General features: G+C 40.8%; 21 protein-coding genes and 1 tRNA gene. 10 read left to right on the forward strand and 12 right to left on the reverse strand.

Annotation, left to right across the window (positions count from 1 at the left end):
* Window positions 1-21 precede the first annotated feature (21 nt).
* A complete protein-coding gene (locus NTZ93_05040; GenBank protein ID MCX6817204.1) occupies window positions 22-435 on the forward strand; it encodes a hypothetical protein in 414 nt (137 codons plus the stop codon).
* Between the two features lie 43 nt (window positions 436-478).
* Here the strand turns inward: NTZ93_05040 and NTZ93_05045 are convergent, their stop codons facing one another.
* Complete coding sequence (locus NTZ93_05045; GenBank protein MCX6817205.1) at window positions 479-1021, reverse strand: hypothetical protein; 543 nt, start codon at window positions 1019-1021, stop codon at window positions 479-481.
* A gap of 30 nt (window positions 1022-1051) precedes the next feature.
* Here NTZ93_05045 and NTZ93_05050 point away from each other — a divergent pair, with 30 nt between their 5' ends.
* Genes NTZ93_05050 through NTZ93_05065 form a run of 4 tightly spaced genes read left to right on the forward strand, consistent with a single transcriptional unit; the run spans window position 1052 to window position 3347 of the window.
* Window positions 1052-1930, forward strand: a complete 879-nt coding sequence (locus NTZ93_05050; protein MCX6817206.1) for a DegV family EDD domain-containing protein — start codon at window positions 1052-1054, stop codon at window positions 1928-1930.
* A 17-nt stretch (window positions 1931-1947) separates the two neighbouring features.
* Window positions 1948-2262, forward strand: a complete 315-nt coding sequence (gene rplU, locus NTZ93_05055) for a 50S ribosomal protein L21 (protein ID MCX6817207.1) — start codon at window positions 1948-1950, stop codon at window positions 2260-2262.
* A 7-nt stretch (window positions 2263-2269) separates the two neighbouring features.
* Window positions 2270-2521: a 50S ribosomal protein L27 gene (gene rpmA / locus NTZ93_05060; protein ID MCX6817208.1), complete on the forward strand. Its 252-nt coding sequence runs from the start codon at window positions 2270-2272 to the stop codon at window positions 2519-2521.
* 1 nt (window position 2522) lies between these two features.
* The gene (locus tag NTZ93_05065; GenBank protein ID MCX6817209.1) at window positions 2523-3347 is read left to right on the forward strand and encodes a ParB/RepB/Spo0J family partition protein; all 825 of its coding nucleotides are present in this window, start codon (window positions 2523-2525) and stop codon (window positions 3345-3347) included.
* Here the strand turns inward: NTZ93_05065 and lepB are convergent.
* The gene (gene lepB / locus NTZ93_05070; protein MCX6817210.1) at window positions 3344-3916 is read right to left on the reverse strand and encodes a signal peptidase I; all 573 of its coding nucleotides are present in this window, start codon (window positions 3914-3916) and stop codon (window positions 3344-3346) included. The two genes, NTZ93_05065 and lepB, sit on opposite strands and share 4 nt — an antisense overlap.
* 39 nt (window positions 3917-3955) lie before the next feature.
* Between lepB and NTZ93_05075 the strand changes: the two genes are divergently transcribed.
* The 3 genes from NTZ93_05075 to NTZ93_05085 all read left to right on the forward strand — a co-directional run bounded on the left by NTZ93_05075 (window position 3956) and on the right by NTZ93_05085 (window position 6374).
* A tRNA-Val gene (locus NTZ93_05075) sits at window positions 3956-4028 on the forward strand.
* 254 nt (window positions 4029-4282) lie between these two features.
* Window positions 4283-4840 (forward strand): hypothetical protein, encoded by a 558-nt coding sequence (locus NTZ93_05080; protein MCX6817211.1) that lies wholly within the window; start codon window positions 4283-4285, stop codon window positions 4838-4840.
* A gap of 70 nt (window positions 4841-4910) precedes the next feature.
* Window positions 4911-6374, forward strand: a complete 1464-nt coding sequence (locus NTZ93_05085; GenBank protein MCX6817212.1) for a hypothetical protein — start codon at window positions 4911-4913, stop codon at window positions 6372-6374.
* Between the two features lie 5 nt (window positions 6375-6379).
* On the opposite strand, the gene NTZ93_05090 is transcribed toward NTZ93_05085, so the two are convergent.
* The 8 genes from NTZ93_05090 to NTZ93_05125 all read right to left on the reverse strand — a co-directional run bounded on the left by NTZ93_05090 (window position 6380) and on the right by NTZ93_05125 (window position 11055).
* Window positions 6380-7195 carry a transaldolase gene (locus NTZ93_05090; protein MCX6817213.1) on the reverse strand — a complete coding sequence of 272 codons (816 nt, stop codon included), beginning with the start codon at window positions 7193-7195 and terminating at the stop codon, window positions 6380-6382.
* Window positions 7196-7205: 10 nt separating this feature from the next.
* Window positions 7206-7550: a hypothetical protein gene (locus NTZ93_05095; GenBank protein MCX6817214.1), complete on the reverse strand. Its 345-nt coding sequence runs from the start codon at window positions 7548-7550 to the stop codon at window positions 7206-7208.
* Between the two features lie 22 nt (window positions 7551-7572).
* Window positions 7573-8094, reverse strand: a complete 522-nt coding sequence (locus tag NTZ93_05100) for a hypothetical protein (GenBank protein ID MCX6817215.1) — start codon at window positions 8092-8094, stop codon at window positions 7573-7575.
* Between the two features lie 79 nt (window positions 8095-8173).
* A complete protein-coding gene (locus tag NTZ93_05105) occupies window positions 8174-8998 on the reverse strand; it encodes a squalene/phytoene synthase family protein (GenBank protein MCX6817216.1) in 825 nt (274 codons plus the stop codon).
* A gap of 28 nt (window positions 8999-9026) precedes the next feature.
* Window positions 9027-9575, reverse strand: coding sequence for a hypothetical protein (locus NTZ93_05110; GenBank protein ID MCX6817217.1), 549 nt, complete (start codon window positions 9573-9575; stop codon window positions 9027-9029).
* 58 nt (window positions 9576-9633) lie between these two features.
* On the reverse strand, window positions 9634-10158 hold the full coding sequence (locus NTZ93_05115) for a hypothetical protein (protein ID MCX6817218.1): 525 nt from the start codon (window positions 10156-10158) through the stop codon (window positions 9634-9636).
* A 59-nt stretch (window positions 10159-10217) separates the two neighbouring features.
* Window positions 10218-10358, reverse strand: coding sequence for a hypothetical protein (locus NTZ93_05120; protein MCX6817219.1), 141 nt, complete (start codon window positions 10356-10358; stop codon window positions 10218-10220).
* A gap of 22 nt (window positions 10359-10380) precedes the next feature.
* Window positions 10381-11055: a thermonuclease family protein gene (locus NTZ93_05125; GenBank protein MCX6817220.1), complete on the reverse strand. Its 675-nt coding sequence runs from the start codon at window positions 11053-11055 to the stop codon at window positions 10381-10383.
* A 20-nt stretch (window positions 11056-11075) separates the two neighbouring features.
* Here NTZ93_05125 and NTZ93_05130 point away from each other — a divergent pair, with 20 nt between their 5' ends.
* Window positions 11076-11504 carry a hypothetical protein gene (locus tag NTZ93_05130; protein MCX6817221.1) on the forward strand — a complete coding sequence of 143 codons (429 nt, stop codon included), beginning with the start codon at window positions 11076-11078 and terminating at the stop codon, window positions 11502-11504.
* Here NTZ93_05130 and NTZ93_05135 read toward each other — a convergent pair.
* Window positions 11455-11733: a hypothetical protein gene (locus NTZ93_05135; protein MCX6817222.1), complete on the reverse strand. Its 279-nt coding sequence runs from the start codon at window positions 11731-11733 to the stop codon at window positions 11455-11457. The genes NTZ93_05130 and NTZ93_05135 overlap by 50 nt on opposite strands.
* A 178-nt stretch (window positions 11734-11911) precedes the next feature.
* Entirely contained in the window at window positions 11912-12436 is a 525-nt protein-coding gene (locus NTZ93_05140) for a hypothetical protein (protein MCX6817223.1), read from the reverse strand.
* Between the two features lie 225 nt (window positions 12437-12661).
* On the opposite strand from NTZ93_05140, the gene NTZ93_05145 reads away from it, so the two are divergent.
* Complete coding sequence (locus NTZ93_05145; GenBank protein MCX6817224.1) at window positions 12662-12931, forward strand: hypothetical protein; 270 nt, start codon at window positions 12662-12664, stop codon at window positions 12929-12931.
* Window positions 12932-13020 lie beyond the last annotated feature (89 nt).

Genomic DNA, 13020 nt, shown 5'->3' on the forward strand with positions numbered 1-13020 from the left:
AGTTGTAGATATAAATACATCATGTCAGGGAAAAATGGTCAAGAAGCATTAACAGAAGAACAAGTAGAAACTTCAAGGGCAAGAATTGGACCGTTTCTCAATGAGCTATTTGTGGTCTGTTTTGATCTCAATTTGCAAAAAAAATTAACAGTGGGAAAATTAAACGAGTTAGCTAGCAAACATCATTTAGGTGATCTTACTATTACTCCTGAATCATTATTACCAGTTATTACTACTGTCACTGCCCCATTGTTTAAGAAAGGCTCTACAGAAGAAAAAAGAAAGGCAGTTGCTCAACGATCGGGTATTGACGCTGAAGCTATTCTTAAATTACAGCAAGCAGTATTTTTTACTGAACAGCATTTACTAGCCTTGAGTGGTCAACCGTTAAGTGTTGCCTTTCAAAAATTATATTCATCTCAATTCCAGGCTTAGTCAGAATAAACAAGTCTCATCTCCTTAAAAAAGCCCTTGGAAATTAAATAGCCACTTCTGGTTGTGCGGTAATTACTGCTTTTAAGCCTTCGTAATAAGCCAGTAATCCATCTCTAAACCCATTCCAATTAGGATTTTGCCCGTCAAGTAATTTAAAATTTGCTACTCTTCTTTCAAATAACGGTTGTAATTTTTCTGCTTCAACCTCATAAACAGTTGCCCACACTTCACTTAAGTATTCTGAGTCTGACCAATTTTGGCCGGATGTAGGCAGTAACGTAACACGAATGCCTAGTTCTTGGAATAATTGATTAAAATATTTAGTATTATCTGATCGGTTTTGCACTACTTTTGTGGCTGCTGCCTCTGATAAATTAAATTGATATTTAACAGCCGATACTTGATTAGGAAAGGCAAGCCAATATTGACCTTTAATGTCATTATATTGCCACATAAATTCATATTGTGTCATGGCTAAAGGATTAAAATCTCTATTTACTTCTACCGTCGCTTCTTCTGTACGGGGCGTATTTTTCTCTTTCCGATAGGCAATTTGTAAAATATAGTTTTTTATTATATCATACAATTTGATAACTAATTTCCTGCCTCAAAATTTATGAGCGTAGAAATTGTTTCAGATACTGGCTGCGGGTATAACGCCACTGATCCGGAAATCACCGAGCTAGGGATCCATCTTTTACCGATACATACTAAATTTTTTATTGATGGTCAAACTGTAGTTAAAGCCGACGGTGAATTAACTCCGGAGGAATTTCTGGCTTTAATGGCAAAATCAACCAAACAGTTACCTGAGACTGACGGTTCGGTTTTAGGTCCTGCTTTAGAACTTTATCCTCGTTTGGCAGATTCAACTCAACAAATTCTTTCAATCCATATCAGTTCCGTACTCTCCGCTGTTTATGGTTCAGCCTCAGTTGCCGCTGGGGAGGTGATGGAAAAAAAGCCGGGGTTAACCATCGGCTTGATCGATTCGAAACGGGTTTCTTTGACTCAGTTTTTGTTAGTTGAACTAGCCGCAAAGTTGGCTAAAGCCGGAGCCTCGCTTGCCGAAATCCAGGAAGCGGTTATTCTGGCTATCCCTAAAACAGGATTAATAGTCGGTTTAGAAAAAATCGATAATTTGGTTAGGCTCGGCCGGGCGCCAAAAGGATTAGACAAAATTGCCAAGTGGGCAGATGCTCATATCCTTTTAGGCATGTCCGGTGAAAGCGGGGAATTAAAGAGAATGGGGTTTGTTCGAGGATTATCCAATATTCCTCAAAGGCTAACCGATGAGGTGGCGTCGGCCTGTGAAAAGCCCGGAATTGCCGGGTTAGCGATCATTCATACCGGCGTTCCCAATATGGCTGGAGATTTAGCCGGATTTCTTCAAGAAATTTATTCCGGGAAAATTCTTATTAAAGACATTACCGGAACTGGAGTTAGTATTCACTCGGCTCAGGGGGCAGTTGGGGTTGCCTTCATGACCAACTGATTCTATAATACCCTCTTATGAAATACGCCGTTATTAAAACTGGTGGCCAGCAACTCAAAGTTATTGAAGGGGAAACCCTAACTATTGCCAAACTAGCCGGTAAACCCAAAGAGAAAATTAGTTTTAAAGAAGTTTTATTGGTGGTTAATGATCAGAAAGTCAGTTTAGGCCAGCCGTTAGTCAAAGGCGCTTCTGTTTCTGCCGAGATTGTCAATCAGAAAAAAGACAAAAAAATCCGCGTCGTCAAGTTTAAAGCTAAATCCCGCTATCGCCGCGTCCGCGGCCACCGCCAGGAAATCACCACTGTGAAAATTGTGAAAATAACGCTATAATGGTTTTATGAGTAAGAAAAAAGCCGCCGGCGCTACCCGCCAACACCATGCCCGTCCCGGAAAAAGATTAGGCGTGAAAAGATTTGGCGGCCAACAAGTTACCACCGGTATGATTCTGGTCAGACAGAAAGGCACCAAGGTTCATCCCGGTAAAAACGTCGGTATGGGCCGCGATTTTACTTTATTTGCCTTAAAAGACGGCGTGGTTAAATTTTTGAAGCATCAAGGTCGTCAATTAGTGAGCGTTTTAACCAAATAATATGGTAAAACAGGACATTATCGAGCTGGACATTGTTGAACTTCAGGCTAATCCTTTACAGCCCCGGGGAATGATCACCCCGGATTCTTTGATGGACTTGGTTGACTCTATCCGCGAACACGGTATTCTCGAGCCGTTAATTGTCGCCCACACGCCTGCCGGTTACCAGATCATTGCCGGCGAACGCCGTTGGCGGGCCGCCAAATTAGCCGGTTTGACCCATCTTCCGGCGATTGTTAAAGAGACTTCGCCCCAGGGCATGCTGGAAATGGCCTTGGTGGAAAATGTCCAGCGGACTGATCTTAACGCCATTGACCGGGCCAAAGCCTTTGAACGCTTGATGGAGGAATTTGATTTAAGCAATGCCGAAATTGCCAAACGCATCGGCAAGAGTCCGGCTTATATTTCTAACACTTTAAGATTATTAAGTTTGCCTGACGCCTTGAAAGACGGTTTGATTTCCGGCCTGATTACCGAAGGTCATGCCCGTGCCCTGGCTTCGATTGATAACAAACAGGCCATGATTGATGCCTATAAAATTATTTTAAAAGAATCCGGTTCGGTCCGCCGCGCTGAAGATTTATCCCGCCGGATGAAAGACAAAACCGGTCAAAAAGTGACCGCCCCGTCCTCCAGGCCGGCCCATATTGTCAGCGAGGCTCTCGACAAAATGGCGGAAGAGTTAACGCAAAAACTGGGCTCCAACGCCAAAGTTAAATTAATCCGCACCCAGCGGGAAACCCGTCTGTCCCTGGTTTTAAAAGGCAGTCTTGCCGATACAGAAAGTTTGCTGCAAAAGATTTTTAAAGCGATTACTAAAAGTTAAAACTTCGGGTACTTTTTAATTACTCCAAAGTTGTTAATCGGCCAATATCTTACCCAGGCTTTGCCGACAATATTTGCGGTTGGCACGAAACCCCAGTCGCGGGAATCAGAAGAATTACTTCGGTTGTCACCCATCACAAAATAGTTTCCTTCCGGCACGGTTAGCGTTTGTCCTTCTTGGGTAAAATAGCCGGGCTGAGTCATAATGCTTTTGTCTAAATAACCGGACTCATCTAAAATTTGCTCGTTGACATAGACACGACCTTGCTTGATTTTTACCCTGTCTCCCGGCAGACCGATGATTCTTTTAATATAGTCATAATCTTCGTTTTGCGGCGCTTTAAACACAATCACGTCATCACGCTGGGGCGGGGTAAAGCGGTAGCTTATCTTGTCCGTTAACAGATATTCCCCGTCGTGAAAATTGTCATACATGGAACTGCCCTTCACTTGGTGGGGCTGGAATAAAAACCGGTACATCACCACAAAAATCGCCAGGGCAATCACGATTGTCTCGATAAAATCCAAAAACCACAGCCACAGACGTCTTAAAATCGAATCATTTTCCATATCTTATATGCTATGCCTTTTGTTATAATAGTGTCAACTGGACTCTTAGCGCAGCTGGTAGCGCGCTTCATTCACATTGAAGAGGTCGAAGGTTCGAGTCCTTCAGAGTCCACTAGCTTTTAATCATCTGGTTCCTAGTACCGAGGCGGGACATTAGACTCTCACTACTCGGCAAACAATGACGCGCACATGGCAAAACCGGAACCGAAAAAATTATTTGGCCCGTTTGTATATCAAGGTGAAATTAAGGTACAAATGAATTCGGAACTAAAGGTTTAAGGAATTTGCCGCCAAAGAAAAACTTGAAATCGTCCTTTCCACCAAGATTTAAGGCTTATAGTTGCTAGCTTGAGTTATAATATAATCATGGTTGTTAATGAAGCCATCGATTTTTCTGCTTCAATTACAAAAGCTGCCCTAGTGAATCAATTTCAAGAACATGTTGACCCTTTAAAAATGAAGTTTTTTGGTGAAGTTTTTATTATTGGTCCTGGAACCTTTTTACAAGAATTAGCTTTACTAGAACCACAACATGAAAAAATTACCAACATTACCATGATTACTAGCCTTTCACTAACAAGATTCCAGACTGACTATTTAAAGAAATTTCAACAGATTTATCCCAACTTGCCAGTTGAAATCTTGCCTGATATTACTTATCAGGGTTATCTAACTACACATGAAAGAAACAGATATGACGTTATCGTCTTTATTGGCGGTCATCCAACCACCCTAACAGATAAAGATCTTGATTTACTGGTTTCTAGAATTAATCCGGGTGGCGCTATTTATGCCACCGTAAATGATTATTCCCCAGTTAGACCACCATCAATTAATCACCATAAAGCAACAACCGTTAATCTGAGACAGACAAATCCTTTTTTTCCTTATGAGCCTGGTTATTACGGTTTAGTAGTTAGATGATTCCAGGCGCGAGCCACAGAGATAAATAATCTGATATAATACCCCATAATTTAATCGCCTGCCCCAAAATATGGTTTTAGTAGCACCAGAGGCGGTTGACTATTCTTTATATTCTTCCGTTGATCTATTGAAAATGGGAATAGTAACTGAGCGGCAGGAAAGAATTCCGGTTGACTTAATTGTTCAGGAAAATGCTTTAATTGATTTCCAACACGCCCAAAATTTAGCCGAGTCAATGATGGGGCCAAGAAAACAAATTTCTCCTATAACTGTCAGAGCCCGATTAGCCAATAGCCTGGCAGTCTATGACATTATTGACGGTTTTCACCGCCGGGAAGGAGTCAGTATTATTGAGCAACTAACCAATGAGCTGCAAATAATGAACACAATTACGCTTTATGGCTGCGGCGATGAAGAATTGTTTGATTTACGGGTGTTGGCGGCCAGCTCGGTCAAAAGCATTAAGTTTGCCCGCATGGCCGAATGGATGAAGCGGTCATTTTTTAGCACACAATGGGAAAATGCCCGTATTCACGAACTGGTTGAGCAAGAAAAAATTACTTTATCCCAGGTATTTAATTTAGCTCAATTTGACAGCAGCGGCACACACCTTAAGTTAAATTTGAGTCAGCCGGAAGTGATCGAGTTAAAAACTTGGGCAAATAAGAAATCTATACAATGGGATCGGCCTTTATCTACTTTAATGTTTGAGATGCGGACAGTGGAGTTGGCCGCCCCGGACTTAGTCCAAAGAGTCAGAACCGGAGGTGGCGGTAAAGGCGGTAAAGGTGTTTTAACTAAGGCCAGACTGGAAGCAATCGTGACTCATCTGCATGGCGATTGGGAAACTCAAAGAACCTTGGCAGATTTAGCCATATCTAGAAACATTTTGGCAGATGATTTGGACTTTTTAGCTTGGAGTTATGCCCAAGCCAAAGAGGCTATGGATCAACCTACAATGACAAAAATTTTGACTGCACCGGAATTACTGCTTAACCCTCTACTAATTGTCGCTGAAACAGATAATAAGGCAGGAACGGAACAAACTATATTTTTTCCCCAAAGCTGGCCGAAAAAACACCGTCTACAAAGATTGAGAAGACAGACTCAAGACTCCGGCATGGCTGAAAAAGCAGACAAAGTTAGTGAAAGCACAATCCTAACCAAACACAATGTTCCTAAAATTATAGAAAACTTAATGGAAACAATTTTGGCGGATAAAGGCGAGGATTTAACCATTTTGAATATTCCCCACGGGGAACTAAATCTGAACCTAAAATCAGGAGTGCTGAAGCTAGGTGGTCAAATAGTAGAATTAAGTGATAGAGAAACCGAATTAATGACTGTTTTTTCTCTATTGGAAGGGATGGTAATTTCCGATAAATTGCTTTCCATGATCAGTCTGACTAAAAGTCGAGTTAATACCAGAGAAGCAGTTTTGTCACTTAAAGAGAAACTGGCTTTGTTATCCGAAGAAGCCGCTCAAGAATTACGGATCAGTCGAAAAGACGAATATAGCTGGTTGAAAGAGTGAGAAGCTTACTTGATAATCCCTTGCCAGTCCGTGCAGAACTTCTCCATGCCTACGTCCGTCAATTCGTGCTGGATATTAAACTCTGTCCAGGGTTTATTTAAATCAAAACTTTCGTATTTTATTGCCGATAAATTAGCCGCTGCTTTTGGCGTTGGTAGCTTTTCCTGCCACTGCCTCAAAATCACTAGGGGAGAGGTAATAATATCCGTCTGGCAGTCCAGACAGGCCTGATGGTGGTATAAATTCCGGATGCTGGCCGCTAGCACTTCCACATGCCCATCGCTTAATTTAAACATCTCGACGCAATTTTTAATTAAATCCATCCCGTTAATGCCTTTATCATCCAGCCGTCCGATAAACGGCGACACAAACACGTCGCCTTTTTTCGCGCCTTTGGTCGCCGCGTACACTGCCGCCGCCTGCTGCTGGCTAAAACACAAGGTCATATTCACTCGGATGTCTTGCTTGACCAAAATTTCCGCCGCCTTTAAGCCCTTCTCGATAATCGGCAATTTAATATGGGCGTTGGGAATCCAGCTGTTCATTTCCTGCGCCTGTTTGATCATTTGTTCAACCGTTGTGCTTTTATCCGCATACACTTCCACCGACACCGAGCCTTGGGGGATTAATTGGGAAATTTCCGTCACCACCTTTTTATAAAAATCATACACTTCTTTGGTGGTAAATTTTTTGCCTAGGGCTTCCGGATTCTTAGCAATTAAAGACGGGTTAGTCGTCTGGCCATCTAAAGCCCCTAAAAATTCCAAAGTTGTTTTTGTTTCTTTCGGGTCCCCGCTGTCCAAAAAAATCTTTGTGGTCATTATTTCTAGTTTAAACCACTGCCGCCGCCAAACTCAAGTAGTCCTTTTGAGGTAGAATTACCGTCAAGGTCATCATTGGCCGTCGTTTACCTGTCTCTTTATCAAAAGTACTTGCGTCCTCGATATTGGTAATTCTGGCTTTCCTGGGTAAACCGTCTTCTGGGAGAAAATAACCTAAATATATTTGCTTTTCTTCATCCCAAGCTTTTTCACAATAACTTATCCGAGCATTAACCTCCTTAATCCCTCGTGCCGCTAGAGTAATTTTTGCCCGATATCCACCGCCGATATCCTGAATATCAAAAAATTCTACTGCTCGCTTGGCCATGACAAATTCTTGTAATGCTTCTCTCATTGCCTGTATTATACAATCTCCGTCAAATTAATGGTTCTATCAATACCCTTCTGCCTTCCGGTAATAGCGCTTCCCATTGAGTTGATTTTCTGCCGTTTATTAGTGTCGTTGGCCCTTTAGCTTCAACAGTCGCTATTGCCGAGTAGTGGCGCAGATAATCGTTTAGCACGGCAACACTTTGACGCTCATCACCCATATCTAATTCTCCTGATCCATGGGTCGATCTGACAATAATAAAGTCATTATGAAAAACACCAAATTCTACCCCTACCTGCTCTAAGGCTTTTACAGAAGAATGATATTTTCTCAGCCGCAGAGGCGTACGTAGAGTTATTGGCTTGCCGGAAATTAAAATAGTCATCGTGGCGTCACTATCAATAAATGTCACTTTGACTCGGCCTTCATCCGTTCGGCCCCGGCCAAAAAGAGCGTCCCGGCCGAAAGCAGTCAGATTATCTATCACTCCCTGTAATTCTTGTGGCATCAACCAATCCACCTTAACTGAATATTCTAAGCCATGTCTTTTCGAAATAGTTTCAACCATAAATTCTGTTTCCGGGCAGAAATTAATTTTTCGAGGCGAGTATAGCACACCTAAGAATTTTTTACTTTCAATAATCCGCTTATTTCTTATCTGCTAATACTGCTTCAAAATATGGTCGGGCTGACCTTTCATACATCAACGGAACAATCATTTGTACGAGAAACGGGACATTCCCTTTTTTCACTTCTTCGTGATGCTGTTTCAGCCAATCCATCCCTAGAGTTGCTTGAGCCTGAAACCACTGCCTGATGCCTGGTGAATGTCTGTCAGAAAGATCTTTTTGATCAATCTGATATTGTTCCATTTCTTCAAGAGGAATATTCACGAAACCTTTTGCCATATCGATCTCAAAATCACGCAGAGTGTAATAAATCCTGACGGCTTTTCCCATTTTTGCCAAGACGTCAAATTTATCCGGCGCCAGTCCGAAAACTTTAATCAGTCCATTGATCGTGCCCCGGCTACAGGCATTATAAGCTTGGTCGAGATCAACCTTAGAGAAAACCTGCCCGGTGTTTAATCTGGTGGCATCAAACATAAAATAGGTAAAAAAATCATCTAACTCTTCCTGGATGTCAAAACCCAATCCCTGAGCGCAGTCGGAGCAATGCCGGATATACCGATCGACATCATCTTCAGGATTGTCGGGATTTTGACAGAATTCTCTTTTTTTCTGGAGATAACTGATGGCAGTAAAACCCTTTGGCGGTTCCCGGTCGCCGTCGGCAATATCGTCAAGATTTCTCATAATGCTATTAATTCCCACGATCAGCTCGCCTTTTTTAGGGAAAAGGTGTTCGGACAACTTGATACAAAATAACCAAAGTTTGGAATCAGGCCGTTGATAGGCGGGACTGGCATATGCCTGACTGTCTACCAGTTCCAGACTCTCAGAGGGATTCATTGAAAGATATTATACAAGATCTTAATAGTTACTTCAGCAGGCCAGCGGCACCGGACAGCAAAGACTCTGTCAATACTTTTTTGCCATTCGGTAATAGCGGTTCCCAATGTGGTTTTGTTCTGCCGTCGCGTAAATATTCGTCCCTTTTAGCTTCAACCATCACTATCGCTGGATAATGAAACAGGCATTCGCTTAAGTCGAGAGCACATTGAAACTCCCCTCCCATATCTAATTCTTCGGACCCTTTGGTTGATCTGACAATTATTCCTTTATCACTAACACCAAAATCCACTCCAAGTTGCCGTGCCGCCCCGACTAGAGAATTAGATTTTCTAAACCTTAAAGGCGTGCGGGGCGGAGTGGGATAATCAAGAGGATCAGCAATTAAAATACTAGCCAACGCGTCATGTCCGGGAAATACAACTTTGACGCGGCCTTCAGTTAAATTTCGTTCCCATAAAATCCCTTCGCCGAAAGCGGTTAAATCATTAATTACTCCCTGTAGTTGCTCTGGTTGAAACCAATCAACATTAACAAAGCGTTCATGGCCGTGCAAGCCTGAAACAAGTTCACCCATAAAATCTACTTCGGGCAGAAATTAATTTTTCTTAATCTTAACACATCTTGTCAATTTTTTACTTTTCGAGGTAACAATTTCCTAAAGACCGTTCTAGTACTTCATGATGTAAAGTTTGCCATTTGGTTTTTTTAAATTCCACATCTATAATCGGCAGATCATTTTCCAGACAATGAAGCAGTCTGGTAACGACTAGCTCAGGTTCCCTGTTTTGTAATTGCTCAATTGGTCGATTCTCCTGCTTTGTCGGCCTCAGTGTTATCCCTTCAGGAATAATGCCGATATTCACCCCGTCTCGTAGAGCGGCCACACCAGACATCAAACAAGAGAAACGCGCCGGTCTTCGCCTCGATTGGCGTCCGAGAATGGTTAAAATAGTCATCACCGCATCGGCTTTAAAAGAGAATGGATCTTCAAAAAAGGAAACTTTAATCCGGCCCTGATTATGACCTTTGGCTACCAGGATTTTTGTGCCATATTCATTAAGATACGTAATCGTTTTCTGGATGACTTTACGCTCTGTCTTGTCAACAGGAACCAAACATTCGTAGGGGGATAATATTGGTGCTTCCGTATCGGCCATAAAAAATCCTGCCAGGCAGGAAAATTAATTTTACAATCCGAGTATAGCACAAAGATTCTTTACTTCACCAGCCCCGCCGCTTCAGCGCTCAAAATCCGGGACGCTAAAGCCTGAATATATGCCGCCCCAAATTTATTTTGGCTAAAATCTTTCTGCGCTTTCCCTAAAAATTCTTCCCGTAGGCTGAAACTCGTACCCACTGCCTGATTTTCTCCAGAGATTTTATTGTTGATTTTCGTTATAACAGGTCTTTGCCTTTATATAACCCGCAGCTTGGGCTTCTTTCTCGTTGCAAAACCACTGTTCGCCCCGGAACATTTCTACAAGAACTTGGTCGTAATCCCGGCAGGAGGGAAAGTGGTAAAGCTTACTCTTATCATCTCTACCAATGTTGCCTTTTATAACGCATTTTCTGTCATTTGGATTTTCTTTTTGAGTACAGGGCGAACGGAAAATCCCTTTTTCCTGCTCCATGGCTGATAGATAAATCTGTCTTAAGCGTTCCTTAATGTAATTTTTACCACCTCTTTCGTACTCAACCCAGCCTGATTCAAGCAGCAACTGGTTGACGAATTTCTGGTCAACGTAGACATAAGCCAATAAACGCTTAAAAACATCTAGGTTAAAAGTTTCAAGTTTAACTCTTTTATTTAAGATCAATTCTTCAAGGAGTTGCTTAGCCTCTTTTCCTCCGCAAAACTCCAGAGCTGGTGCATCGAGATTTGCTAACCTGACTTTTATTTTGTTATCAGTTACAAAAGTATCTCCGTCGATTACTTCCTTAACGAGGTAAGTGGTTTGCTGACTTTTGCTTTGCCAGAATTGCCAACCGTTTAACAGTAACGAGGGGATTAAAATTAAATATCCCAACCACGAAAGCTTTACTTTTAACTTCATAAATGCTTTATACTTAAATTATGACGGACACAGATGAACAAAAGCAACTGGTGGACGAATACTTAAAGTTGGATCAGGTTAAACAAGGATTGGAAGCAAATTTAAAAGCAATAAGAGAGAAGTTAGTGGAATTTTCCCGAAGTCATCAGCGTAAAACCTTAAGATCAGGCAAAACCAGCTTAACAGTGATGGTTAAGTCAAGAACTGTTTTTCCCAAACTAGACCAGCCAGGCCGGCGCGAAATTGAGGCAATTATTAAAGAATCAGGAATTTTAAATGATGTTTTAAGTTTTGACGTTATAAAATTAGCCGAAGCCTACGATAATAAAACTCTTCCTGACTCTGTCCGTAAACAACTTAAGTCTTTCGTTAAAACAGAAGAAATGGTTAAGATTTACCTTAACGAGCCTTCACCAGCTTCTCAAACTTCTCTTGAAACTTTAACTTAAAAAGAGATTCAAGCAGGTCGGATCCGGCGTAGCCGGCCAGTAAAGCTACTTCCAAACCTCCTCCCATGAAAGTTGCCGCAATCACTCCAATCGCCATAGCGACCGACACACTCACAAAAAACCAACCGTAATTTATCTGTTCTTCCTGTTTGATAATTAAACTTTTGGCAATTCCTATAATTCCTCTAAGCGCTCCACCTATCAAACCACCTAAAATTATTGAAAACATATTTAGCCTCCTAAACTAATTCTAGCACTAAAATTATATTTTTTACTAAAAATGATTAATATTTTATTTCGTAAAATAAGTAGTAGACGACACGGTTAACAGAGTAACCAATTTATTGTAAAAGGATTCACTATTATGGGGTATTGTCTCCTACTCTGTTAAGTAGTCCTATAACTTTTTAGACATTAAGTTTTTGTAATTCCATATCAAATTTAGTAAGTTCATCTTTTGATAATTGCCTAAGTCCGGTTTGTTTTAATCTCGTAGCTAACTCTATTGCCATCAATGCTCGTGGTTTAATAATATCAGGAATGTCTTCAAATTTTGGGTGATGAGATTCAATATAGTACATTCCTTTTGAGTACTTCGTAAAAAATTGACTAATATCTTTGATCCATCGGCTACTCCCCACTTTTGTCAATCTTGTGTATAGAACGAACTCTTTATTTTTCTTTTTAACATTGACAATGAAGTCTTGCTTAAATCTTCCAGGAGTTGATTTGTAATCATAAGTAAAAAATCCAATAATTTCGTCTTCCGGGACTAGTGGTGAATAAGAGGTAATTACAACCCCAAGTCCAACAAATCTCTTTGGATTGTTTATCTTTAATGCTTTAGCAAAATTAGGATGTGTCCTACATATTTCTTTAAGTTCTTTTGGAAAAGGCATTAACCGAACAATAAGGTCTTCTACTGACACCATGAATACAATTTTACTTCATGTTGTTATAAAAAACAGTTTTATAGTTGAGGAGTGTTTTTAATTATTATTTTTGCAAACTATCGTTGCTGTCTGATATACTCTGGTTACTAGACAATCCAAGAAAAGGGTTTTTCTTGAGAAGTTTATTATTGCGGGAGTAGCTCAGCTGGTAGAGCGTCTCGTTGCCAACGAGAAGATCACTGGCTTAATTGAAAAAAAGAAGAAATGAGACAAATCAAACTTACTTCACAACTTAAAATTCAACTTTTATTAATTACAGTTATTGGACTATTTTTGATAGACCTTGGTTTAAACATAATGATGTTTCAAAAATTAGCTGAGAGAATTGATTGGTTAACAATAGCTGCTTTTAAGAATCAGCAAACCACTACAAATATTTCAGGTCCAACGACAGTTAGTCATGAAGACTTACAATTTCAACTAGATGATATTCTAAACAAAATTGAAGACGTAGACTTGAGACTTCCGGAATAAAAGAATGTAAATTGCCTTCAAGGAACATACCTGTAGGGACTGCTCAGCGTCTAAATGATATTTAATATATAATTAATAGTTATTAAACT

The organism is Candidatus Beckwithbacteria bacterium (assembly GCA_026397255.1).
Taxonomy (GTDB): Bacteria; Patescibacteriota; Microgenomatia; order UBA1400; family CG1-02-47-37; genus JAPLVF01.